Origin of the sequence: Streptomyces sp. SAI-135, from assembly GCF_029893805.1 — a bacterium.
In the GTDB taxonomy this organism is placed as follows: domain Bacteria; phylum Actinomycetota; class Actinomycetes; order Streptomycetales; family Streptomycetaceae; genus Streptomyces.
The window spans coordinates 684,874-709,310 of record NZ_JARXYP010000002.1; the positions used below are offsets into that span (position 1 = coordinate 684,874).

The 24,437-nt window shown below is 71.4% G+C and carries 21 protein-coding genes and 1 pseudogene; 7 read left to right on the plus strand and 15 right to left on the minus strand.

Annotated features, from left to right (window positions below):
* Window positions 1–30: 30 nt before the first annotated feature.
* The 14 genes and pseudogenes from M2163_RS07500 to M2163_RS07565 all read right to left on the minus strand — a co-directional run bounded on the left by M2163_RS07500 (window position 31) and on the right by M2163_RS07565 (window position 16,498).
* Window positions 31–1,194: a sugar phosphate isomerase/epimerase family protein gene (locus tag M2163_RS07500; protein WP_280893512.1), complete on the minus strand. Its 1,164-nt coding sequence runs from the start codon at window positions 1,192–1,194 to the stop codon at window positions 31–33.
* A 52-nt stretch (window positions 1,195–1,246) separates the two neighbouring features.
* Window positions 1,247–2,629: a nucleotide pyrophosphatase/phosphodiesterase family protein gene (locus M2163_RS07505; RefSeq protein ID WP_280893513.1), complete on the minus strand. Its 1,383-nt coding sequence runs from the start codon at window positions 2,627–2,629 to the stop codon at window positions 1,247–1,249.
* A complete protein-coding gene (gene eboE / locus M2163_RS07510; RefSeq protein ID WP_280893514.1) occupies window positions 2,626–3,795 on the minus strand; it encodes a metabolite traffic protein EboE in 1,170 nt (389 codons plus the stop codon). Before eboE ends, M2163_RS07505 begins: the two co-directional genes overlap by 4 nt.
* A 4-nt stretch (window positions 3,796–3,799) precedes the next feature.
* Entirely contained in the window at window positions 3,800–4,648 is an 849-nt protein-coding gene (locus M2163_RS07515) for a TatD family hydrolase (protein WP_280893515.1), read from the minus strand.
* Window positions 4,648–5,286: an EboA domain-containing protein gene (locus M2163_RS07520; protein WP_280893516.1), complete on the minus strand. Its 639-nt coding sequence runs from the start codon at window positions 5,284–5,286 to the stop codon at window positions 4,648–4,650. The genes M2163_RS07515 and M2163_RS07520 overlap by 1 nt, the downstream gene beginning before the upstream one ends.
* Window positions 5,283–6,158: a sugar phosphate isomerase/epimerase family protein gene (locus tag M2163_RS07525; protein WP_280893517.1), complete on the minus strand. Its 876-nt coding sequence runs from the start codon at window positions 6,156–6,158 to the stop codon at window positions 5,283–5,285. Before M2163_RS07525 ends, M2163_RS07520 begins: the two co-directional genes overlap by 4 nt.
* On the minus strand, window positions 6,155–7,177 hold the full coding sequence (locus M2163_RS07530) for an SCO3242 family prenyltransferase (RefSeq protein ID WP_280897226.1): 1,023 nt from the start codon (window positions 7,175–7,177) through the stop codon (window positions 6,155–6,157). Before M2163_RS07530 ends, M2163_RS07525 begins: the two co-directional genes overlap by 4 nt.
* Before the next feature lie 137 nt (window positions 7,178–7,314).
* Window positions 7,315–8,466 (minus strand): inositol-3-phosphate synthase, encoded by a 1,152-nt coding sequence (locus M2163_RS07535; protein WP_280893518.1) that lies wholly within the window; start codon window positions 8,464–8,466, stop codon window positions 7,315–7,317.
* Between the two features lie 537 nt (window positions 8,467–9,003).
* On the minus strand, window positions 9,004–10,011 hold the full coding sequence (locus M2163_RS07540) for a sugar phosphate isomerase/epimerase family protein (protein ID WP_280853599.1): 1,008 nt from the start codon (window positions 10,009–10,011) through the stop codon (window positions 9,004–9,006).
* Window positions 10,012–10,025: 14 nt separating this feature from the next.
* A pseudogene (locus M2163_RS07545) lies at window positions 10,026–11,223 on the minus strand (Gfo/Idh/MocA family oxidoreductase).
* A gap of 68 nt (window positions 11,224–11,291) precedes the next feature.
* A complete protein-coding gene (locus tag M2163_RS07550) occupies window positions 11,292–12,338 on the minus strand; it encodes a substrate-binding domain-containing protein (RefSeq protein WP_280893519.1) in 1,047 nt (348 codons plus the stop codon).
* 127 nt (window positions 12,339–12,465) lie between these two features.
* Window positions 12,466–13,494, minus strand: a complete 1,029-nt coding sequence (locus M2163_RS07555) for an ABC transporter permease (RefSeq protein ID WP_280853596.1) — start codon at window positions 13,492–13,494, stop codon at window positions 12,466–12,468.
* Complete coding sequence (locus M2163_RS07560) at window positions 13,491–15,014, minus strand: sugar ABC transporter ATP-binding protein (protein WP_280893520.1); 1,524 nt, start codon at window positions 15,012–15,014, stop codon at window positions 13,491–13,493. Before M2163_RS07560 ends, M2163_RS07555 begins: the two co-directional genes overlap by 4 nt.
* Window positions 15,015–15,316: 302 nt before the next feature.
* Complete coding sequence (locus M2163_RS07565; protein WP_280893521.1) at window positions 15,317–16,498, minus strand: ROK family protein; 1,182 nt, start codon at window positions 16,496–16,498, stop codon at window positions 15,317–15,319.
* Between the two features lie 317 nt (window positions 16,499–16,815).
* Here M2163_RS07565 and M2163_RS07570 point away from each other — a divergent pair, with 317 nt between their 5' ends.
* The 7 genes from M2163_RS07570 (at window position 16,816) to M2163_RS07600 (ending at window position 23,305) form a co-directional block, all read left to right on the plus strand.
* Window positions 16,816–18,036 carry a metallophosphoesterase gene (locus M2163_RS07570; RefSeq protein ID WP_280853593.1) on the plus strand — a complete coding sequence of 407 codons (1,221 nt, stop codon included), beginning with the start codon at window positions 16,816–16,818 and terminating at the stop codon, window positions 18,034–18,036.
* 233 nt (window positions 18,037–18,269) lie between these two features.
* Entirely contained in the window at window positions 18,270–19,073 is an 804-nt protein-coding gene (locus tag M2163_RS07575) for an alpha/beta fold hydrolase (RefSeq protein WP_280853592.1), read from the plus strand.
* Window positions 19,070–19,900 (plus strand): SDR family oxidoreductase, encoded by an 831-nt coding sequence (locus M2163_RS07580; protein WP_280853591.1) that lies wholly within the window; start codon window positions 19,070–19,072, stop codon window positions 19,898–19,900. Before M2163_RS07575 ends, M2163_RS07580 begins: the two co-directional genes overlap by 4 nt.
* Window positions 19,901–19,964: 64 nt before the next feature.
* A complete protein-coding gene (locus tag M2163_RS07585; protein ID WP_280893522.1) occupies window positions 19,965–20,951 on the plus strand; it encodes an alpha/beta hydrolase in 987 nt (328 codons plus the stop codon).
* Between the two features lie 14 nt (window positions 20,952–20,965).
* Window positions 20,966–21,445, plus strand: a complete 480-nt coding sequence (locus tag M2163_RS07590) for a cupin domain-containing protein (RefSeq protein ID WP_280893523.1) — start codon at window positions 20,966–20,968, stop codon at window positions 21,443–21,445.
* Window positions 21,446–21,486: 41 nt separating this feature from the next.
* A complete protein-coding gene (locus M2163_RS07595; protein WP_280893524.1) occupies window positions 21,487–22,359 on the plus strand; it encodes an alpha/beta hydrolase in 873 nt (290 codons plus the stop codon).
* A 112-nt stretch (window positions 22,360–22,471) separates the two neighbouring features.
* Window positions 22,472–23,305 (plus strand): alpha/beta hydrolase, encoded by an 834-nt coding sequence (locus M2163_RS07600; protein ID WP_053846192.1) that lies wholly within the window; start codon window positions 22,472–22,474, stop codon window positions 23,303–23,305.
* 133 nt (window positions 23,306–23,438) lie between these two features.
* Here M2163_RS07600 and M2163_RS07605 read toward each other — a convergent pair whose 3' ends face one another.
* Window positions 23,439–24,392 (minus strand): helix-turn-helix domain-containing protein, encoded by a 954-nt coding sequence (locus M2163_RS07605; protein ID WP_280853586.1) that lies wholly within the window; start codon window positions 24,390–24,392, stop codon window positions 23,439–23,441.
* Between the last annotated feature and the right edge of the window lie 45 nt (window positions 24,393–24,437).

Consider the following 24,437-nt stretch of genomic DNA (forward strand, 5'->3'; position numbering starts at 1 on the left):
GCCGGGCGGGGCACCACGGGTGACGGCCGGTCAGTTGCAGGCGCGCAGCGCCGCGAGGTTGTCGTAGCCGACCTTGGCGAACTCCAGGGACTGGCCGGGGAGGGTCGTGCTGGGTGCGTTGTCCTGCTCGACCATCGGGTTGTGGTAGTTCTTCGCGCCCACCCGGGTGAAGAACCTCCGGTAGTCGATGTCGCCGGTGCCGAACGGCACCATGTCGTAGCCCATACCGCTCTGCAGGTTGACCACACCGTCCTTGGCGTGGAAGAGCGGGAAGCGGTTGGTGTTGCGGACCACGAGCGCCGCCGGGTCGAAGACGTCCTTGCGCTGCGAGCCGTCGTGGGCGGTGTAGGTGTGGAACTTGTACTGGGCCACGTGCGCCCAGAAGACGTCCAGCTCCAGATAGACGTTCTTGCGGTCCGTCACCTTCAAGAAGTACTCCAGCTTGCGGATGCCGGAGCTGCGGGTCGGCCGGCCCTGGGCGTCGAGCGGGCCGCCGTCGAGGAGGAAGTCGTAGGCCGCGTCGTGGTTGTGGGTGTAGAGCTTGATGCCCTCGCCGCGGGCTATGGCTCCCAGGGTGTTCCACTTCTCCGCGGCCACGTCCCAGTCGGCCCGGTAAGCGGTGTTGGTGGGGTCGGCGCCGGTACCCATGTGCTCCATGCCGAGGATGTTGGCGATCTCCAGGAAACGCTTGAAGGTGTCCAGGTCGGACGGGGTCAGCGGCCACGACGGCGGGATGTAGCCGTGGCTGCCCTGCGCCCGCAGGCCGTACTCGTCGAGCCAGGAGCGCAGTTGCTTGGCCCCCGCGACGGTGCCCAGGTCGGCGCCGCCGGGGGCGTTGGCGTGCTGGCCGTAGCCGGCGAACTCCACCTGCCGGTAGCCGAAGCGCGACAGCTGCCGGAACACCTCGCGGAAACCGGAGGGCAGGTCGGAGGCCAGCGGGTCGCGGCCGATCGCGTCACGGACGGTGTAGAGGATGATGCCGCGCTTGTGCGGCGGGACCAGGGCGGAACGGCCCCGGTCGTGGCCGGCGGCCTGTGATCTGTCCTGCGCCAGGGCGGGTGTGGCGCCGAAGACCGGGGCGGCGATCGCCGCGGCGGTGACGGCCGTGCAGGTGCTGAGGAAACGGCGGCGGTTGACGCCGAGCGTGCGGCGCAGGGCGTCGCCGGTGACGGCTTCGTCGTTGAACGCGGTCACAGTGTTCTCTCTTTCGTTGTCACGGTGCTGCGGGTGCCTGACGTCCGCCGCCTCAGGAGAGGCCGGCGAGCCGCAGGAGAAGGGACTTCACTTCGGTGGCCGCGACGCGGCCGGACACTGCGCGGGGGGTGGAGACCAGGACGAGCGGACCTTCGTCGTCGCTCGGGGGGCGGCGGCCGTGGCTGCCGCGAATGGGTGAGGGATCGAGGGGCACGACCGCCATGCGGTAGCGCAGGCCGAGCTTCTTGCGGGCCAGCGCCTTCGCCGCCTTGAGCCGCACGTAAGGATCTTCGGGGTCCATGAACAGCTCGACGGGGTCGTAGCCGGGTTTGCGGTGGATCTCGACGAGCTGCGCGAAGTCGGGCGCGCGGTCGTCGTCGAGCCAGTAGTAGTACGTGAACCAGGCGTCCGGCGCGGCGATCGCGACCAGTTCCCCGGAGCGCGGGTGATCCAGTCCGCCCGCCTTCTTGCCCTCGTCGTCGAGGATCTCGTCGATGCCGGGCAGGCCGTCGAGGGCGGCGCGGGTGGCGTCCAGGTCCTCGGGGCGGCGGACGTAGACGTGGGCGATCTGGTGGTCGGCGACCGCGAAGGCGCGGGAGGCCATCGGGTCGAGGTACTCCATGCCGTCCTGGGTGTGCACCTCGAGGAGACCGGCGCGGCGCAGGGCGCGGTTGATGTCGACCGGTCGGCTGACGCGGGTGATGCCGTACTCGGACAGGGCGACGACGGTACGCCCCTCCGCGCGGGCGTCGTCCAGGAGCGGGGCCAGTGCCCGGTCGAGTTCGGCTGCTGCTTGGAGGGAGCGTGGGTCGTCGGGCCCGAAGCGTTGCAGGTCGTAGTCGAGGTGGGGGAGGTAGCAGAGCGTCAGGTCGGGGTGGCGGGTGGCCATGATGTGGCGGGTGGCGTCGATGATCCACTGGCTGGAGACGAGGTCGGCGCCGGGTCCCCAGAAGTGGAAGAGGGGGAAGGTGCCGAGTTTCTCGGTGAGTTCGTCGTGCAGGGCCGGGGGCCGGGTGTAGCAGTCGGGTTCCTTGCGGCCGTCGGCGTAGTAGACGGGACGGGGGGTGACGGTGAAGTCGGTGTCGGCGCCCATGGCGTACCACCAGCAGATGTTGGCCACGGTGTAGCCGGGGTGGGCGCGGCGGGCGGCGTCCCACAGCTTGTCGCCGGCGACCAGGCCGTTGTGCTGACGCCACAGCAGGACGTCGCCCAGCTCGCGGAAGTACCAGCCGTTGCCGACGATGCCGTGCTCGGCGGGGAGTTCACCGGTGAGGAAGGTGGACTGGGCGCTGCACGTCACGGCCGGGAGCACGGTCGACAGGGGTGCCTGCGAACCGGACGCCGCCAGCGCCTTGAGCCGGGGCATGTGCTCCAGCAGACGGGGGGTGAGACCGACCACGTCGAGGACCAGGAGCGGAGTCGGGCGGGTGCTCATGGCAGCTCCTTCAGGCCGAGGTCGGTCAGCAGGTCGCCGGCGAGGGCCAGTTCGGCGGCGATGCCGTCGACGAGCTGGGTTCTGGTGCGCGGCCGCAGTTCGGACGGGAGCGCCTGCCACGTGTAGGTCTCGACCTCCAGATGACGGGTGCGCGGCTCCGTGCCTCCCACCAGCAGCGCCAGGGCCTCCTGGAGCACGGGCAGGGTCGAGGTGAGCGGTGGGGCGGGTGGCGTGTGCAGCGGGACGTGGAAGTGGGCACGCCAGGGCGCCTCGTCGGGCAGCACCTCGCCGGTGAGTGCTTCACCGAGGTCGTCGGTGCCGCGCAGTCCGTCGGGGGTCAGGGTGCGGGTCTGGTGCAGGAAGCGCGGTTCGGCGAAGGCGGCGAGGGCCGCGCGGACCTCGGGGCGGCTGGGCTCCTGGGCGTGCAGGGCCGCCGACAGCTGTGCCTTGGGGATGGTGACGCCGGCCGCCCCGAGGGCCGTCAGCGCCGTCGCCGGGTCCTCGAAGGACGTGGCCAGGTGGCACGTGTCGACGCACACGCCGATACGGTCGCCCGGCAGGGCGCTGAGGGGCCCGATCGCGTCCGCGGTGGTCTCCACCGTGCACCCGGGCTCCGGTTCCAGGGCGATGCGGATCGACCTGCCGGTCAGCTCCTGGAGCGCGTCGAGCCGTTCCGACAGCGTGGTCAGCGCCGCGGTGGCGGTGGCGGCGGCGCGCTCGTCGAAGTCGGTGCGCCAGGCGAGCGGGAGCGTGGAGATGGTGCCATCTCTGACGTCGTCCGGCAGCAGGGCCGCCAGCAGCCGGGCCAGGGCGGTGGTGTGCTCCAGGCGTTCGGGGTCGGTCCAGTCGGGCCGGTAGACGCGGTACTTGACCTCCTCGGCGCCGAAGCCCTCGTAGGGGAAGCCGTTCAGGGTGACCACTTCCAGGCCGCGCCGGTCCAGCTCGCCGCGCAGGCCCCGCAGGGTCACCGGGTCGGTGATCAGCGCGCGGGCGGCGTCCTTGGCGAGCCACAGACCGATGCCGAGGCGGTCCCGTCCCAGGCTTCTGCGCACCGGCTCGCAGTGGTCGCGCAGTTGGGCGAGGACGCCGTCGAGGGTCTCGGCCGGGTGGACGTTGGTGCAGTAGGCGAGGTGGACGGTGGAACCGTCGGGGTGGCGGAAGCGCATCGCTCTACTCGCCTCCGCGCAGGATGGAGTTGCCCTCGTGCAGGTCCCGCGCCTGCGGGACGTCCAGTCGGAGCCGGCCGCTGAGCCCGTAGAAGGCGACCGGGTTGCGCCACAGCACCTGGTCGACGTCGTCCTCGCCGAAACCGGCCGCGAGCATGGCGTCGGCGACCTTCCGCGTCTTCAGTGGGTCGCTCCTCCCCCAGTCCGCGGCGGAGTTGACGAGGATCTTCTCCGGGCCGTAGTCCTTCAGGACGGCGACCATGCGGTCCTCGTCCATCTTGGTGTCCGGGTAGACGGAGAAGCCGAGCCAGCAGCCGCTGTCCTTGGCCGCCTTGACGGTGGTCTCGTTGAGGTGGTCGAGCAGCACCCGGTCGGTGGGCAGGTTCGACTCGCGGACGACGTCCACGGTGCGGTGGAGGCCGGCGAGCTTGTCGCGGTGGGGCGTGTGGACGAGGGCGGGCAGGCCGTGGTCGGCGGCGAGTTGGAGCTGTGCGGCCAGCGCGGTGTCCTCGGCGGGGGTCATGGAGTCGTAGCCGATCTCGCCGACGGCGACGACACCGTCCTTGACGAGGTAGCGGGGCAGGGCGTCCAGGACCGGTGTGCAGCGCGGGTCGTTGGCCTCCTTGGGGTTGAGCGCGATGGTGCAGTGGTGGGCGATGCCGTACTGGGCGGCGCGGAAGGGCTCCCAGCCGAGGAGGGCGTCGAAGTAGTCGAAGAAACTGGAAGGACTGGTCCGGGGCTGGCCCAGCCAGAACGACGGTTCGACCACGGCGCGCACACCGGCGGCGTGCATCGCCTCGTAGTCGTCGGTGGTGCGGGACGTCATGTGGATGTGCGGGTCGAAGATGCGCATCACGCCTCCTTGGGCTCCTCGCCCGTCAGGGTCAGCACGCGAACGAGGTCGTCGGGGACGTCACGGCCGGCGGCGGTGCGCTCGGCCGCGTGGTCGGTGAGCATGCGGGCGAGTTCGCCGTCGCCCGCCGCCCGTCGGGCCAGGTTCGCGACCGCGTCGACGGGGACGCCGGTGAACAGGCACTTCAGGACGGCGTGACGCCAGGCGTGGGCATCGAGGTGGGCGGCCGCGTAGGGGCCGACGGCGGCGGCGATGAGCCGGGTGTCGTTGCTGCGCAGGGCGTCCTCGACCAGGTGGACGGCGTGCGGTCCGTCGACCAGGGCCGGCAGCGCCCGCAGCACCGCCCGGCGTTCGGCGGCACTGCCCTGCTGGTAGAGCCGGGTCAGGGTCTCGGCCCCTGCCCGGGCCTCGACCAGCAGCAGCGTACGGACGGCGTCCGCGTGGTCGTGGCCGCAGTGCCGCCCGGCTGCGGCGAAGCGCAGCTCCCAGCTGTGGGCGAGGTACGGGGAGGAAGCCGCGGGCGGTGCCTGTGCGGCGGCCGCGGCGGCCGCCAGCGCTGCGCCGAACCAGGCACGCGCGGTGCCGTCGGCCAGCGAGGCGGTGACGTCGTCGCGGGTCCAGGGAGCGGTGTGCGTCATGCTGCCGTCGCCCCCTTCGGCGTGGCTGCCATTGTGCGGAGGAACTCGATCGAGGTACGGGCCAGTTCAGGCCCGGCGTGGGAGTGACGGGGCAGTTCGACGACGGTCAGGCCCTGGTAGCCGGTGGCCGCGAGGGCCTCCAGGACGGGCGGGAAGTCGATCTCGCCGTCGCCGAACGGCAGGTGCTCGTGCACCCCGCGGCGCATGTCCTCGATCTGCACATGCCGCAGCCAGGGCCCTGCCGCGCGGACGCACTCGGCGGGCGGTTCCGGCTCCAGGCACTGGCAGTGGCCGATGTCGAGGGTCAGGCCGAGCGGAGCGGGGCTGCCGAGCGAGGTGCGCAGGTGGTGGAAGTCGGCGAGGGTGGCCAGGAGGTGGCCCGGTTCGGGTTCGATGGCCAGCGGTACGCCGGCGGCGTCCGCGGCGTCGAGCACGGGTGTGAGTGCCTCGTGCAGGCGCTGCCACGCGGTGTCGCGGTCGGTGCCAGCCGGCGTGATGCCGCTGAAGCAGTGCACGGCGTGCGCTCCGAGGTCGGCGGCGACCTCGACCGCCGTGCGGAGCAGCCGGGTGCGGGCTTCGCGCCCCTCGGGCTCCGCGTCCAGCAGCGACGGGCCGTGCTTGCGCCGCGGGTCGAGCACATAGCGGGCACCCGTCTCGATGGTGGCGGTGAGCCCCAGGGCATCCAGCCGACGGGCGACGTGAGCGGTGCGGGCGGCGAGGCCGGGGGCGACCGGGTCGAGGTGCATGTGGTCGAGCGTGAGGCCGACACCGTCGTAGCCCAGCTCCGCGAGCAGGCCGAGGGCGTCGTCCAGGCGGAGGTCGGTGAGACCGTTGGTGCCGTAGCCGAGGCGCAGTCGCTGCTGACCGCTCATGTGGGGCTCACCTTCCGTGCGAGGGTGCGGGCCGCGGGGACGAGCCCCAGCAGGGCGAGGGCGGTGCCGTTCGCCCCGGACCGGGCGGCGAGCGCGGCCTGGAGCGGGATCAGGGCGCGGATCCCGCCGCCGACGGCGCGTTGGGTGAGGGGTGGGGACGGGTTGAGGGCGGCATGCAGGAAGGGAACGGCGGCGGTACGGGCGTACGAGGCGGCCGTCAGTAACGGGAGGGGCCCTGGGCTCGCGCGGGTCCGTCCCAGCAGCAGCCCCAGCACGGCGGTCGCGCCGAGGGCGGCGAGAGGCGTGGCGGTGGAGCCGCCCTGTGTCTCGTGCCGCGAGACGGCGGTGACGGCGTAGGTGTGGGCGGCCAACGCGAGGGCGGGGGCCATGACGCGCGGGGCGGAGGCGGATACGGATGCCGGTGCGGCGGTCCGTCGCTCTGCGTGGTTCCCCCTCTGGCGCTGGGGCTCCCCGCCGCCCGCCACCGCTGCGTTGCGCTGCGGGTGGTGAGCGGGCGCCGGTGTTGCCGGGGAGCCGCTTCGCCCCGAACTCGTCGCGCCGGCCGCCGAGACGGTGGCCGTGGCACCGAGCAGGAGGTCCAGGGCGCGGGCCGCGGCCATGGTCGCCGGGGCGGCGGGGGTGTGCTTCAGCCGCAGGTCGTACGCCCACACCGTGGCGGTCAATGCCGAGGCCACGGCGAGTGCGGGGCGGCCGGCGCGGGCGGCCAGTGTCAGGCCCGCCGCGGTCAGGAGTCCGGCCGCGCCCAGCGCAGCCCTCGGTGAGATGCGGCCGGAGGGGACGGGCCGGTGGGGGCGGTCGACGGCGTCCTCGTCACGGTCGGCCCAGTCGTTGAGCGCCATGCCCGCCTCGTAGAGGCAGAGCGAGGCGCCCACCGCACAAGCCGTGCCCCGGTTGGGCCGCAGCCCCGCCGCAGCGGCACCGGCGAGGGCGTCACCGGGCACGGTGAACAGCGCCGAGACGCGCAGCAGTTCGGCCCAGTCCCGCAGTCGCGTCCGCAGTCCGCGCGCCGGTCCGGCGTCCGCGGGGACCTGACCGGTCCGGGGTGGGACGGGCTGTGGGGCACGTGGCGGGGTGGACCGGGCGAGGCGGGGCGGGGCGAGGCGAGTCGGGGCGAGGCGGGCCTGCAGAAGGCGGATCACCGCGCCTCCCGCAGGCGATCGGCGAAGGACAGCAGCGCGGTGAACTGCTCCGGCAGGCCCGCCGGGCCCCCGTCAGGATCCTTGAAGTAGAAGCCCAGTTCGGGCAGCGGACCGGACAGGCCCGCCTCGTGGGCACGGGCGACCAGACGAGCCAGGTCCAGCACCAGCGGTGCGGCCAGGGCGGAGTCGCAGCCCTGCCAGATGGTCTGGAGGACCATGCGCGTACCGAGGAAGCCCTCGAAGGCGACGTGGTCCCAGGCGGTCTTCCAGTCGCCGAGCGCCGGTACGTCGTCGATGTGCACCTCGCCCTGCGGGGTGTGCCCGAGGGACTCGGTCAGGACGCGTTCCTTGCCGGCGTTCTTCGCCGCGGCGGCCCCCGGGTCGGCCAGCGCCGCCCCGTCGCCACCGCCCAACAGATTGGTGCCGGACCAGGCCCGTACGTGCAGGGCGCGTTGGACGAACATCGGGGCGAGCACGGCCCGCAGCAGTGTCTGGCCGGTCTTGCCGTCACGGCCGGCGTGGGGAAGTCCGGCCGCCGCGGCGGCGTCGGTCAGGGAAGGGGTGCGCAGCCCGGTGGACGGAGTGAAGTTGACGTAGGGGCAGCCGGCGCGCACGGCGGCGGCCGCGTACAGGGAGCTGGGCGGCAGCCGTTCGGCGTCGGGTGCCGGCAGCGGCTCGGTGGAGGAGACGTTGACGACGACCACCCGTGCCAGTGCGTTGCGCTCACGGAACGAGGTGAGGTCGGCGGCGAAGTCCGCGATGAGTTCCTCGTCGCCGCGCGGGTCGTCCGGGAGCGGGCCGCCGGGCCGCATCTCCTCGTCGGCGGCCCGGAGTTCGGAGCGTACGGCGGGCGCGAGGCCGTGCGGCAGGACGCCCGCGTCGGTGAGGTGTTCGGCCCGCTTGGGCAGCGGGCAGTGGGCGGTGTCGTGGCCGCCGAAGACGAGTGAGGACAGCGGTGGCAGGCCGGTGCCGTCGAACGGTGGGGTCTCGGTGACCATGCCGGTCGGCGCGTGCAGTCCGGCGGTGACGGCCGCGCATCCGGCGACGGCGGTGGTCGCCACCGATCCGCGGGCGCCGACGAACCAGACACCGGTGCGTGCGGCCGATGCGCCGGTCTGGGGTTCCGTTGCGTTCCCGTCGTTGTTCACGGGCTGCCTCCCTGCCATGTCGATGTTCCGATGTGGTGTGGAGGGCGGTGGGTGGGGGCTTCAGGGCCTCCCGCCCACCGCCGGCACTTGGGCGGCTTCGGCCGCGGCCCCTTGAGGGCTGTCTCCGTGGTCGGCGCGGTTACGGCGTGCGCGTGCGGGCGGTACGTGGACCGCCGGTGAGAGGTGCGGGATACCTGAAGGTCCTTGGCCCTGCGCTGTGCAGGACCTCCTTCGTGAATCGGTCGGTCGAGCGGCGTGCCGCCCGATCTGAATGAGCCGTCAGTTTCGGACCACTGTGGGGTTCCTGTGCACGAGGGGGACCGTAGTCGCGTTCGTCCTTGACCGGAACCCCTTGTGCACGAAGAGGACGAACTTTCTCCAGGTCCAGGACAAAGCGGCGTTGAGGCAGCCGGGATCGGCCCGGCGACTCACAGCCACCGGGCAGGACCTGACCGGCCATCAGGACCGGCGAGAAGCAGCCACTGTGTGCCGCGCCGCTGAAGCCCGTTCGCACGCCGGGCTCCAGCGGCGGAGCACCTAGTTGTCGCCTCCTCCGAACGCGGCGTCGAAGGAGGCCGACGGGGGCTCGAAGTCGTACTTCTTGAGACTCTTGAGCGCCTCGGGCGCGCCCTGGAGGCGGTCCATCCCGGCGTCCTCCCACTCGACCGAGATCGGGCCCTGGTAGTCGATGGAGCGCAGCATCCGGAACACGTCCTCCCACGGCACGTCCCCGTGGCCGGCCGAGACGAAGTCCCAGCCGCGGCGCGGATCACCCCAGGGCAGATGGGAGCCCAGACGGCCGTTGCGGCCGTCGAGACGCCTGCGCGCCTCCTTGCAGTCCACGTGGTAGATCCGGTCCCGGAAGTCGTACAGGAAACCCACCGGATCCAGGTCCTGCCACACGAAGTGCGAGGGATCGAAGTTCAGCCCGAACGCCGGACGGTGACCGACCGCCTCCAGAGCCCGCCGGGTCGTCCAGTAGTCGTAGGCGATCTCACTGGGATGGACCTCGTGCGCGAACCGCACACCCACCTCGTCGAAGACATCCAGGATCGGGTTCCAGCGCCGGGCGAAGTCCTCGTAGCCCCGCTCGATCATCGACTCGGGCGCGGGCGGGAACATCGCCACCAGATGCCAGATCGCCGAGCCGGTGAAACCGATCACGGTCTCCACCCCGAAGGCGGCAGCCGCCCGCGCGGTGTCCTTCATCCGCTCCGCAGCCCGCCGCCGGACCCCTTCCGCATCACCGTCGCCCCAGATCACCTGCGGCAGGATCGCCTGATGCCGCTCGTCGATGATGGCGTCGCAGACGGCCTGGCCGACCAGATGGTTGGAGATCGCCCAGCACCTGAGGCCGTACTTGTCGAGCAGCGCGTGCCGGGAGTCCAGGTACGAGGGGTCGGCGAGCGCCTTGTCGACCTCGAAGTGATCGCCCCAGCAGGCGAGTTCCAGACCGTCGTAACCGAACTCGCGGGCCAGCCGGCAGACCTCCTCAAGCGGCAGGTCGGCCCACTGGCCGGTGAACAGGGTGAACTGACGCGGCATGGTTCCGGGCCTCCTCAGACGGCGATCGGGGTGTACACGGAGTTCTTCTCGGCGCTCTCCTCCACCGCGGCGAGCACCCGCTGCACCTGGAGCCCGTCGGCGAACGACGGCAGCAGCTCGGTGCCGGACGCGACGGCCTCGACCAGGTCGCGGGCCTGGTGGACGAAGGTGTGCTCGTAGCCCAGGCCGTGACCCGGCGGCCACCAGCCCTCCAGGTACGGATGCTCGGCCTCGGTGACGACGATCCTGCGGAACCCGGCCGTGGCGGCGGGCTCCCGGTGGTCGTGGAAGGACAGCTCGTTGAGCCGCTCCAGGTCGAAGGCGAGCGAACCGTACTCGCCGTTCAGCTCCAGCCGCAGGGCGTTCTTGCGCCCCGACGCCATCCGGGTCGCCTCGAACGTGGCGAGGGCCCCCGAGGCGAGCCGGCCGGTGAACACGGCCGCGTCGTCGACCGTCACCGGACCGCGCCGGGAGCCGCCGGTGGCGCTCAGGCCCGAGGAGGCGCCGTCGAGGAGGGGCCGCTCCTTGACGAAGGTCTCCATCTGGGCGGAAACCCCGACCAGCACTTCACCCGCCAGGTACTGCGCGAGGTCGACGATGTGCGCGCCGAGGTGCGCCGAGCGCCCCCGACCCCGCGTGCTCCCGCTCCAGCCGCCAGGTCAGCGGGAAGCCGGGGTCGACCAGCCAGTCCTGGAGATAGCTGACCCGCACGTGGCGCAGCGTGCCGAGCCTGCCGTCGGCGATCAGCCGACGGGCGAAGGCGAGGGCGGGCACCCGCCGGTAGTTGAAGCCCACCATGGCCAACTGCCCGCGCTCGCGGGCCGCTTCGGCTGCCGTGACCATGGCCTGCGCCTCGGCGACCGAGTTGGCCAGCGGCTTCTCGCACAGCACGTGCTTGCCCGCCTCCAGCGCCGCGATCGCGATCTCCGCATGGCTGTCGCCCGGTGTGCAGATGTCGACGAGCTGCACGTCGTCACGGGCCACGAGGGCACGCCAGTCGGTCTCCGCCGCGGCCCAGCCGTGCTTGTCGGCCGCAGCCCGCACGGCCTGCGCGTCACGGCCTGCGACCGCGGCCATGACCGGCCGCAACGGCAGGTCGAAGACGTGCCCGACGGTGCGCCACCCTTGTGAGTGGGCGGCACCCATGAACGCGTAGCCGACCATGCCCACGCCCAGTGTCGGGGGTGCGGTCCGACTGTCCCTCTGTTCCATACGGGTTCCTCCTGGTCGGAGTTGTCACTGACTCATCGCTGTGTCGCGGGGCACGCGGCCCGGGCCGGTCAGATGAAGCCGGTGGGCAGGTACTGGTCGACGTTGTCCTTGGTGACCACGGCCGAGTAGAGGGTCAGTGAGGACGGGATCTCGAACTCGGAGAGGCCTCCGATCCCCTTGCCCTGGCCGAGCGCCCGGGCCAGGTCGATGGCGGAGGCGGCCATCGTCGGCGGATAGAGGACGGTCGCCTTGAGCACGCTGTTGTCGGCCTTGATGGCGTCCATCGCGGACTTGGCGCCGGCGCCTCCGACCATCAGGAAGTCGTCGCGGCCGGCCTGGTCGATGGCGCGCAGCGCACCCACGCCCTGGTCGTCGTCGTGGTTCCACAGCGCGTCGAAGCTCGACTGGGCCTGGAGGAGCTGCGCCATCTTGGCCTGCCCGGACTCCACGGTGAACTCGGCGGCCTGGCGGGCCACCTTCTTGATGTTGGGGTAGTTCTTCAGGGCGTCGTCGAAGCCCTTGGTGCGCTGCTTGGTGAGTTCCAGGTTGTCGAGTCCGGCCAGTTCGATGACCTTGGCGTTCGACTTGCCCTTGAGCTTCTCGCCGATGTAGTGGCCGGCGTTGAGGCCCATGCCGTAGTTGTCGCCGCCGATCCAGCAGCGGTACGCCTGCGGGGTGTTGAAGATCCGGTCCAGGTTCACCACCGGGATCCCGGCACGCATCGCCTTGAGCCCGACCTGGGTGAGCGCCTTGCCGTCGGCCGGCAGGATCACCAGCACGTCGACCTTCTTGTTGATCAGGGTCTCGATCTGCCCGATCTGCTGGGCGGTGTCGTTGGAACCCTCGGTGATCTCCAGGGTGACGTCCGAGTACTTCTTCGCCCGGTTCTTGGCGTTGTCGTTGATCGCGTTGAGCCAGCCGTGGTCGGCCTGCGGCCCGGCGAAGCCGATCGTGACTTCCTTACCCGGCTTGTCGTCCGCGGCCGGGACGTTGTCCGCGGCCGGTTCCTGGTCCTTGGGCTCGTTGCTGGTGCAGGCGGTCAGCAGCGCGCCTGCGGACACGGCTGCGGTGCCGAACAGCAGTGCTCTGCGGCTGGTGGCGGGGGTTCTTGCCATGGCGGATCGACCCTTCGACTGGGCGGTGTGCGTCGGATGGAGGTGGAGGAGGTGCGGGATGCCGGAGGCGCGCGGTGCCGGACGGCAGGTGTCAGGGCCCGCCGTCCGGCGGTGTGCGGCAGCGGCGTCAGGTGTCGCCCTGCAGGGAGCGGCGCTGGACCAGGACGGCGGCGACGATGATGGCGCCCTTCGCGATCTGCTGGACCGCGGTCTCGAGGTTGTTCAGAGCGAAGATGTTGGTGATGGTGGTGAAGACCAGCACACCCAGGACGGAGCCGACGATGGTGCCGCGACCGCCGCTGAGCAGGGTTCCGCCGATGATCGCCGCGGCGATGGCGTCCAGCTCGTAGAGGTTGCCGTTGGTGTTCTGGCCCGAGCCGGCGAGCACGATCAGCATGAACGCGGCGATACCGCAGCACAGCCCCGACAGCAGGTACAGGTACAGACGCTGGCGGCGGACGTCGATACCGGCCAGGCGTGCCGCCTCCGCGTTGCCGCCGACCGCGACGGTACGGCGGCCGAAGGTGGTGCGGTTGAGCAGCAGCCAGCCGATGACGGTGACCGCGGCGAAGATCAGCACGAGGGGCGGGATGCCGAGGATGTAGGAGTCCCTGGCGCCGAGATCGAGCACGGACTCGACGCTCACGATCTGGGTGCTGCCGTCCGTGATCTGCAGCGCCAGGCCCCGGGCGGAGGCGAGCATGGCCAGTGTCGCGATGAACGGCACCATCCGGCCGTAGGCGATCAGCAGACCGTTCACGAGACCGCAGCCCACACCGACGACGATCGCGGTGAAGAGGATGCCCGCGAAGCCGAACTCCTGCGTGGCCACGGTCGTCGCCCACACCGAGGAGAGCGCCACCATGGCGCCGACCGACAGGTCGATTCCACCGCTGGTGATGACGAACGTCATGCCGACGGTGACGACGCCGATCACGGACGCCTGGGTGAGGACGAGTTGAAGATTGCTCGTCGACAGGAACTCGTCCGGCGCGGTGATCCCGCCGACCGCGACGAGGGCCGCGAGGACGCCGAGCAGGGACAGCGTGCGCACGTCCCACGGCAGTGCGGAGCGGCGCGAACTCGGCCGCTCCCCCGCGGACTTGCTGGCGGACGTCGGCGCTTCTTCCTGCGCCGCGGTGGCCGGCTGCGTCATGACGTCGGGCTCCCTTCCATCACAAGATCGAGTACACGGTGCTCGTCGAGCTCCCGGGCGTCCGCCGTGTGCACGACGCTGCCTTCGCGGAGCACCAGCACCCGGTCGGCGAGGCCCAGGACCTCGGGCACCTCGCTGGACACGAGAAGTACGGCCAGGCCCTCGTCGGCCAGCCGGCGGATCACGGCGTAGAGCTCCGCCCGGGCGCCGATGTCGACGCCCCTGGTCGGCTCGTCCAGCAACAGCACCTTGCAGCCGTGCAACAACCAGCGCGCCAGCACCGCCTTCTGCTGGTTGCCGCCGGACAGGGTCCTGATCGCGGCATCGGGATTGTCCGGCCGAAGCGACAGTTCCCGTACCGCCTGGTGGGTCGCGGCCCGCTCGGTACGCCGGTCGAGCCAGCCCGCGCGGGCGAACCTCGACAGGGTGGAGACCGAGACGTTGCTGCTGACGGACTCCAGCATCAGCAGGCCCTGCGCCTTGCGCTCCTCGGGCGCGAGGCCGATGCCGGCGCGGACGGCGGCGCGGACGCTGCCGGGACGCAGAGGTGTGCCGTCGACGAGCACCCGGCCGCCGTCGGGCTTGCGCGCTCCGTAGATCGTCTCCAGGATCTCGCTGCGCCCGGACCCGACGAGCCCGGCCAGACCGACGATCTCACCCGGCCGCAGCTCCAGATCGACGGGCGCGAACTCCCCTCGCCGGGTCAGTCCTTCGACCCTGAGCACCGGCTCCCTCCCCGCAACCGACTCGGCCGCGGGGCGTTCGGGGAAGACGTACTCCACGTTCCGCCCGGTCATCAGGGCCACGACCTCATGGGTCGGGGTGGACTCGGCGGGCAGACCACCCGCGACCGACCGGCCCTCCTTCAGCACCGTGACCCGGTCGCCGATGCGCCGGATCTCCTCCAGGCGATGGGAGATGTAGACGACGGCGACCCCGTCGGCCGTCAGATCGGCCACGATCCGGAAAAGGTTGTCCACCTCTTCGGGGTCGAGCGCGGCCGACGGCTCGTCCATCACGATGAGCCGCACCTCATGGGACAGCGCGCGGGCCATGGAGACGATCTGCTGCTGCGCCGCGGACAGGTCGCCGACGAGCCGCGCCGGATCGATCTCCGAGTGCCCGAGTCGCTCCAGCAGCTTCCCGGTCGCCGTACGGGCGGTGGAGCCCCGCACGACGAACCCGGCGGATGTCGGTTCGTGCCCGAGGAAGACGTTCTCCGCGACGGACAGCCCCTCGATCAGGTCGAGTTCCTGGTAGATGGTGGCAATACCCAGTCGCATGGCGGCTGTCGGGGACCCCAGGGTCACGGGCTTGCCCTGCCAGGTGATCTCACCGCCGTCGGGCTGGTGGGCGCCGGCCAGCACTTTGATCAAGGTGGACTTGCCGGCGCCGTTCTGGCCCAGGAGGCAGTGCACTTCGCCGGCCTGGACCTCGAGGTCCACACCGTCCAGGGCCCGGACGCCCGGGAAGGACTTGGTGATGCCGGACATGGTGAGCAGGGGTGGTGGTGATGCCATGAAGGATCCCCTCGGCGGTTGCGGTCCGTGGGCGGGCAGAGCTGGGCGGGGTGGTGCGGGTGTGGGGACAGCTCTGGGGAGCCCCTGGCGTCGAGTGCGCCGGGGCTAACGGTTGAGCGGAGAACGGCTCGGCGGCCGTGCGGTCATCGCGGGGGCGGGAGCCGGTCACCGCGATGTGTCGTGAGGTCGTTCAGCAGCGATAGGAGGAGCCGGAGTTGTTGCAGTCCCCCGGGGCATGGCCGTGCCATGGGGGTGCCGAGGTACTCATGACGGTCCGTGCGCGGCGGAGCCCGCCGACGGCGTCAGGCCGGTGAGAAGACGTGATCGCTGATGAGCCGGGCCGCGCCGATGACTCCGGCGGTCGGCCCCAACTCGCCCAGCACGATGGGCAGATTGCGGGTGGCCAGCGGCAACGACTGCCGGTAGACCTGTGTCCGGACACTGGCCAGCAGGGTGTGCCCGAGCCCGGTCACGCCACCGCCGATCACCACCAGCCCCGGGTTGAAGAAACTGACGAGCCCGGCGATGACCTGTCCCAGGCGCTTCCCGCCCTCCCTGATCAGTTCGAGAGCCACCGCGTCCCCCGCCGCCGCGGCGGCCGACACATCCGCGGCCGTCAGACGGCCGGCCGTCTCCAGCCGGGTGGCGAGCTCCACCGAGCGGCCCGCACGCGCGGCCTCTTCGGCATCGGCGGCCAGTGCGGCACCGCTGAAGTGCGCCTCCAGACAGCCCCGGTTGCCGCACGCGCAGGCACGGCCTGCCGGTTCCACGGGGATGTGACCGATGTCGCCGGCGCTGCCCGTCGTCCCCCGGTAGACCTCGCCGCCGACCACGATCCCGCAGCCGATGCCGGTGCCGATCTTGATGCACAGGAAGTCGCGCACGGAACGGGCCACACCCGCGTGCTGTTCTCCTACGGCCATCAGGTTCACGTCGTTGTCGACCATGACCGGGCAGCCGAGTTCCTGGCTGAGCGCCTCCCGCACGGGGAAGCCGTCCCAGCCCGGCATGATCGGAGGCGCGACCGGCACGCCTTCGGGGAAGCGGACCGGCCCCGGGACACCGATGCCGGCGCCGTCGAAGCCCTCCGCGACACCGGAGGCCTTCAGCTTGGCGGCCATCGCCAGCACCTGCTCGAAGACCGCCACCGGCCCCTCGCGGACATCCATCGGCTGATTCAGATGCCCGAGGACCTCCAGCTCCGCGTTGGTCACGGCGACATCGATCGACGTGGCACCGATGTCGACGCCGAGGAAACGCAGTGTCGGCGCGAGCCGGATGTTGTGCGAGCGCCGGCCACCGCGTGAGGGGGCGAGCCCGTCCGCGACGACCAGCCTCGTCTCCAGCAGCCGGTCCACCTCGACGGCCAGCTTCGAGCGTGACAGGTCCACCAGATCGCCGAGCTGGGCACGGGAGTTGGGCCCGCTGTCACGCAGTAAACGAAGCAGCCGCGCCTGATGTGTGTTCTCAGGTCGAGCAGTCATACGTCTCACGAGCCTCTCCCCTCCCCTCGCCCACGGCTGGGGTTCAGGCGCCTGTCTCCGACGGCGGAGTAGTCCGGCTTCCGAGGAGGAACGTAGCAGCGATTTACCTGACTGAGAAGAACTTAGGAGCGGAATAGGACCAACTTTCTCCACTCTCAGGACAAAGCTGGAGCGGGCGGCTCAGGCTGCAATCGGTCGGCTCCCCCACGTCGTCCCGAGGGGCCCGGCTCGGCCCGATACCGACCGGATACAGTGCGCGTGACGGCAGCCCGGGTGAGGGACTGCGCGTGACGGCAGCCCGGTCGGCGAGGAGCGACGTGACCGACACCAGCAACACCCGTCCCACCGAGGGCGAAGCACAGGCACCTCGGCGGAGCCGACTGCTCCGCCTGATGCGCTACCTCCCCCTGATCGCCCCCGTCCTGCTGTGGACCGTGCCCTGCTGGGTGCTCCTGTACGGCGGCCAGCACTGGCCGCTGCCCGTCACGCCGGTCGGCACCGCCCTGTTCGTCCTCGGCCTGATCGGCATGCCGCTCGCGATGACGCGCGGCCACGGCCGGCGCCAGCAGGACCGGGCGGCGATCATCGGCGACACCCTGTTGGGCACCAGTTGGATCCTGTTCACCTGGTCCGTGCTCCTCGGCGTCTTCCTGCGGCTCGCCCTGACCGTGGCGGGCGTCGGCGGGAGTCAGGACCGGGCACGCATCGTCACCTGGGCCGTTCTCGGCGTCGCAGGCGTCCTGCTCGTCTGGGGATACGCCGAGGCCCGCCGCGTGCCCCGCGTCCGTCGGCTCGACGTGCAACTACCGCGACTGGGCGCGGGGTTGGACGGTCTGCGTGTCGTCCTGATCACCGACACCCACTACGGCCCGCTCGACCGCGCCCGCTGGTCGGCACGCGTGTGCGAGACGGTGAACACCCTGGAAGCCGACCTCGTCTGCCACACCGGAGACATCGCGGACGGCACGGCGGAACGCCGGCGCGCCCAGGCCGTCCCGCTCGGAACCGTGCGGGCGACTCGGGCCCGTGTCTACGTCACCGGCAACCACGAGTACTACAGCGAGGCCCAGGGCTGGGTCGACCTGATGGGCGAACTGGGCTGGGAGCCGCTGCGCAACCGCCATCTGCTGCTCGAACGCGGTGGCGACACCCTCGTGGTCGCCGGCGTGGACGACGTCACCGCCGAGTCCTCCGGCCTGGCGGGCCACCGGGCCCATCTCGCCGGAGCCCTGGACGGCGTCGACCCCGACCTGCCCGTCCTGCTCCTGGCGCACCAACCCCAGTTCGTCGACCGGGCGGCAGCCGCCGGGATCGACCTCCAGCTCTCCGGTCACACCCACGGAGGCCAGATCTGGCCCTTCCACCACCTGGTCCGCCTCGACCAGCCCGCCCTCGCCGGCCTCAGCCACCACGGCCCCCGCACCCTCCTCTACACCAGCCGCGGCACCGGTTTCTGGGGCCCGCCGTTCCGCGTCTTCGCCCCCAGCGAGATCACGCTGCTCGTCCTCCGCTCCCCACACCTGCCCACCTCGCCGTAGCTCCGGAGGGGTCGGAGACCCGCATGCCGCAGCTCCTGCGGCTGCGCGACTGCCCGTCCCTGGAGCTCACCTCCATCCCGAGGAGAATCATGCGGGGTTCTTCGGGGAGCCGTGCGCCGTCCGGTCGGCTCCGGCCGTGACCCACTGGGGTGTCACCCCGGTGCGAGAGCGCTGGGTTCGCGGTTGTGTGGGCCTACGCCGGGTCAACGCACCCGTAGGAGAAGGGCCCCGCCATGACCGTTCCCGTGATCTTCATCCACGGCCTCTGGCTGCACAGCACCTCGTGGCAGCCGTGGATCGACCTCTTCCGCGACGAGGGCTATGCCCCGTCCGCCCCCGGATGGCCCGGTGACCCCGACACCGTCGAGGAGGCACGCCAGAACCCGGAGAGCATCGCCGACCATGGCATCGACGACGTCGTCGAGCACTATGCGGCCTTGATCGCCGACCTGCCCGTGCGGCCCCTGGTGATCGGCCACTCCTTCGGTGGGATGATCGCGCAGAAGCTGCTCGGCCAGGACCGCGCCGCCGCCGCGGTCGCCATCGACGCCGCGCAGATCAAGGGCGTTCTGCCCCTGCCGTTGTCCGCACTGAGGGCGACGTTCCCGGTCTTCAGGAATCCGGCCAACAAGCACCGGTCGGTCTCGCTGACCGCGGAGCAGTTCCGCTTCGCGTTCGGCAACGCCCTCTCGGAGGAGGAATCGACGGCGCTGTACGAACGCTGGACCATCCCCGCGCCGGGCAGGCCGCTGTACGAGGCCGCCTCCGCAAACTTCAACCCGCACTCACCGGCCAAGGTCGACACACAGAACAGCGGACGCGGTCCGCTCCTGCTGATCTCCGGCGGCAAGGACCACACGGTGCCCGAGACCGTCACCCGTGCCACGCTCAAGCAGTACCGGCACTCCGAGGCCGTCACCGACATCCTCAACTTCCCCGACCGCGGACACTCCCTGACGATCGACAACGGCTGGCGCGAGGTCGCGGACACCGTCCTCGACTGGCTGCGCAAGCAGATTCCGGAGGCCGGGCGATGAGCGCGAGTCCGTCCCGTGCTACCGCGGCATCCGGCGCCGACACCGGTCCGGCCGGACGAACCGTCGTCGTCACCGGCGCCGGGCGTGGCATCGGTCTGGCCGTCGTCGAGGCCTTCCTGGCCGCCGGCTCCCGCGTCGTCGCCGGATCGAGAGAACGCACCGAAGCCCTCGACCGGCTCGTGAAACAGGGCGCCGACCTCACCGTCGTGGAGGTCGACCTCGCGACGCCCGACGGTCCGGACGCGCTGGTCGCCGAGGCCGTCGCGCTCCATGGCGGCCTCGACGTCCTCGTGAACAACGTCGGGGCGCTACGCCCACGGGTGGACGGTTTCCTGAGCGTGACGGACGAGGACTGGGACTGGACGTTCACGGTCAACTTCACGACCGCCGTCCGCACCACCCGGGCGGCCCTGCCGCACCTGCTCGCCACCGGCGCGGGGCGTGTCGTCACCGTCTCCTCCGTCAACGCCCGGCTGCCGGACCCACTGGTCATCGACTACAGCGCGGCGAAGGCGGCACTGACCAACTTCTGCAAGGCCCTGTCCAAGGAGGTGGGGCCACGCGGCGTGCGGGTCAACACCGTCAGCCCCGGCCCGGTGGAGACGGCGCTGTGGCAGGGTGCCGACGGTGTCGCCGCCACGGTCGGCCAGTCCCGCGGCGTCGACCCCCGCGAGGTGGCCCGCGGCGCGGCGGACCAGTCGGTGACCGGCCGCTTCACCCGGCCGTCCGAGGTCGCCGAGCTCGTCGTCTACCTCGCCGGCCCGTCGGCGGCGAACATCACCGGAGCCGACTTCGTCATCGACGGCGGCCTCGTCGAATCCCTCTGACCCGTCACGACGCGGCCCGCTCCCGGCCCGCCGCGCTCGACGGCGCAATCCCTTGGAGAGCTCAGTGAGATTCCGCCTGCCCAGATCCCGCCGCCTGGTGGCCGCGGCCTTCGCCCTGGCCGTATGCCTCGGGTCGGTCACCGTCACGGCCGCGGCCTCCGACAAGGCATCGTCGTCCGACGAGCGGATGCCCGCCGGCTTCGGCGAACACAAGACCCGAGTCGCCGGCATCGGCATCAACTACGTGATCGGCGGCCACGGTCCGACCCTGGTCCTCATCCACGGCTACCCCCAGACCTGGTACGAGTGGCACGGCATCATGCCGGCGCTCGCCGAGCACTACACCGTCATCGCACCCGACCTGCCCGGCGCGGGGCAGAGCGACGCCCCGGCGTCCGGCTACGACAAGAAGACCATGGCCGCCAGACTCCACGCGCTCCTGGTGTCGCTGGGCAAGGACCACGACGTCAATGTCGTCGGCCATGACATCGGCACGATGGTCGCCTACTCCTACGCCGCGCAGTACCCGCAGAGCGTCAGGAAACTCGTGCTCAGCGAGGCCCCGATCCCGGACCCGGGCATCTACGAGTTCCCCGCGCTGACCGCCCAGGGCCCCGGCGTATGGAACTTCGGCTTCTTCTCCTTGCGGACCGGCCTCCCCGAGAGCCTGATCCAGGGCCGTGAGCTGACCTGGACCACCGGTTTCATGCGGGGCATCGCCGTGCAGAAGGACGCCCTGGACCCGGACGACCTGCAGATCTTCGCCTCCCAATTGCGCGACGAGGCGCGCCTGGCCGCGAGTCTCGCCTGGTTCCGGACGTTTCCGCAGGACATCGCCGACAACGCTCGGTTCCGGAAGAAGCCGCTGAGGATGCCGGTCCTCGCCATCGGCGCCGACGGCAGTCTCGGTTCGTCGGTCGCGAAGCAGGTACGCCACTACGCCACCCACGTCACCCCGGCCGTCGTCCCCGACTCCGGCCACTGGATCTACGAGGAACAACCGAAAGTGACGACCGACCTGCTGCTGCGTTTCCTGGGCGGCCGACGATGACGTCAGGAGCGGAGATGACCCGGTTCTTCCCCACCTTCGAGCCGACGGCCGAGCGCGAACCCTTCTGGTTCCTCGGCGGCCAGGCCAGGATTCTGCTTCCCGGCGCCGCGACCGACAACCGGCTCAGCCTGATGGAGTTCACCGACCCGGCCGGCCACGCGCCCCCGCACCATGTCCACGAGGACGAGGAGGAGGTCTGGTTCGTCCTCGACGGCGAGGTGACGTTCTTCGTCGGCGACCGGCGCCACGACCTGACGCCCGGACAGGTCGCGTACGGGCCGCGCGGCATTCCGCACAGCTACTTGGTGCGCTCGCCCGAGGGAGCGCGGATGGCGGTGCTGTACAGCCCGGCCTTCATCGAGGAGTACTTCAGGGCCAACGGCACCCCCGTGGCCGAAGCCGGAGACCTGCCACCGGAGTTCGACCTGGCGGCGGTCGTGGCCTCAGCCGAGGCTTTCCACCTGCGCGTCACCGGACCGCCGCCGTCCTTGTGAGCCACCGCCCGGAAGGAGCAGATGAGATGAGGAGGACAGTCATGACAGGCATCGCACCTGTCCGATCCCCCGAGGACCGGCAACGCCGCAGGAGACCGATGCTCTCGGCGCTGGCCGTCGGGACACTGCTCGCGGTCCCGGCGCTGTCCGCCGCCACGCCCGCCGGCTCGGTGTCCGCCACGAACAGCGCGACGGCGCCGACCGCACCGAGCACACCCAGGCCGACCGTGGTCCTGGTCCACGGGGCGTTCGCGGACTCGTCTAGCTGGGACGCGGTGACATCGCGCCTCGAGGACAGGGGCTATCCCGTGATCGCCGTCGCGAACCCGCTCCGTGGCCTGGCCGGAGATTCGGCCTACCTGTCCAGCGTCCTGGACACCATTCCCGGACCGATCGTCCTGGCCGGCCATTCCTACGGCGGTGCTGTCATCACCGACGCCGCGGTCGGTCACCGAAACGTCAAGGCGCTCGTGTACATCGCCGCGTTCGCCCCCGACCAGGGCGAGTCGAGCCTGGAGATCCTCGGAGAGTACCCGGGCAGCCGCCTCCCGTCGGCGCTGACGGTCCGCCCCTTCCCGGGCGGCCAGGACGCCTACGTCAACCCGGCGGACTTCCGGCAGGTCTTCGCCGCCGACGTGCCGGCCCGCAAGGTCCGCCTGATGGCGGCCGGGCAACGGCCGGCCGCGCTGGCCGCGTTCGCGGAACCCAGCAGCTCACCGGCATGGAAGTCCATCCCCTCCTGGTTCCTGGTCGCGGGCGCGGACCGCGCCGTCCCACCGGCCGCCGAACAGGCCATGGCCGTTCGTGCGGGTTCCCGCACCGAGGTGATCCGCGGCGCCTCGCACGCGGTCCTCGTCTCGCATCCCGGCGCCACCACACGCCTCATCGAGGCCGCCGCCCGCGCCACCTCCTGAGCATGCGTCAGGAGAGCGCCCGAGCACGGCTCGGGCCACCACCATCCGCGCTGCCCCGGCGGCGTCCTCACCGCGCCGCCCGGGAATCCGCGCAGGAAAGAAGGAAGCTGACATGCCGTACATCACCGTTGGCGAAGAGAACAGCGCGCCGATCGAGCTCTACTACGAGGACCACGGCACCGGACAGCCCGTCGTCCTGATCCACGGCTACCCGCTCGACGGCCACTCCTGGGAGAAGCAGCTCCCCGCCCTGCTGGAGGCCGGCCACCGCGTCATCACCTACGACCGCCGCGGCTTCGGCCGCTCCTCGCAGCCCACCACCGGCTACGACTACGACACCTTCGCCGCCGACCTCGACAAGGTCCTCACCACCCTCGACCTGACCGACGCGGTCCTGGTCGGCTTCTCCATGGGCACCGGCGAGGTGGGCCGCTACCTGGGCACCTACGGCTCCGGCCGGGTCGCCAAGGCCGCCTTCCTGGCCTCCCTGGAGCCCTTCCTGCTCAAGACCGACGACAACCCCACCGGCGTCGACCAGTCCGTCTTCGACGGCATCCTGGAAGCCGTCACCAAGGACCGCTACGCCTACTTCGACGCCTTCTACCAGGACTTCTACAACCTGGACGAGACGCTCGGCAGCCGCATCAGCGAAGCCGCCGTCCGCGGCAGCTGGAACGTGGCCGCGGGCGCCTCGGCCCACGCCTCGGTGGCCTGCGTGCCCACCTGGATCACCGACTTCCGCGCCGACGTCGCCAAGATCGACGTACCCGCGCTGATCCTGCACGGCACCGGCGACCGCATCCTGCCCATCGACGCCACCGGCCGCCCCTTCCACGCACTGCTGCCCGCCGCCGAGTACGTCGAGATCGAGGGCGCCCCGCACGGCCTGCTGTGGACCCACGCCGAGGAGGTCACCTCCGCGCTGCTGTCCTTCCTCGCGAAGTAGCCCGGGGCCCGCTTTCCGGAACGTCGCCGACCGGCCTGGTGCGAGCTGTCGCATCAGGCCGGTCGGCGTACTGCTCCGTGCTCGCCGCCCCAGGAAGGGCAACGCGCGCAGGCCACCCCGGGTGGCCGGGCCGTCACTCCTCCGAACCGGCTCTCCACTCGCTCGGCGAGATGCCGTACGCCGCCCGGAACGCCCGGCTGAAATGGGCCGCGTTCGTGAAGCCCCAGCGGCGTGCCACCGCCGCGACCGTGAGGGTGACCGGGGAGCGGCGGGACAATTCGCTACGGCATCCGTCCAGGCGGCGGTGCTGGATCCAGCGGGCGGCAGTGACGGGCTCGTTCTCGAAGAGCTTGTGCAGATAGCGGACCGAGATGCCGTGCTCGCGGGCGATGGAGGCGAGAGACAGGTCGGGGTCCGCCAGGTGACGGTCGATGAACGCCTTGATCCGGAGCAGAAGGGCGAGGCTTCCCCCGGGGGTGTCCCGGGTGTCAAGGCCCAGCCGCTCGGCGAGGAGCGCCCCCACGAGGTCCACCGCACTGACCGCCAGCCGTTCGCCCGCGGCCGGGGTGATCGTGGGGGCGTGGTCGGCCAGGCCCTGCAGGAAGGGCAGGACCACTCGCCCCAACCCGTCGTCCGGGTGCAGGGCGGTCGCGGTGACCCGCTGGAGCTCTCCCTCGGACTGCGGCAGCAGGGAGCGGGGCACGAGCAGCACCTGCATCCGGAAGCGCTGCGGAAAGCGCAGGGTGTACGGCCGGGTCGTGTCGTACAACGCGACATCGTCCGGGCGCAGTTCGGAGCTGCGGCCGTCCTGGTCCACGTGGGCGTGGCCGCTGCGCTGCAGGCCGACGTACACGTAGTCGGCGCTCTGCGTGGCGATCAGCCGCGGCGTGCGGTCGACCCGGCCACGATCACAGTCGACGGTGGTCGCCTGGAGCGGGCCGAGCCGGTCGGTGCTGATCGTCCCGCTGAAGGGCTCGTCCTTGGGAAGAGTGATCCGCAGCGGGACGAAGGTGCGGAAGACCTCTTCCTGCCAGTGCTCCAGACGCTCACTACCGGGCGTCGACCGCACGGAGAACACCACGCTCATGCCATTCCCCCAGGCTCCACGACGCAGGCACCGACGAGCGACGCC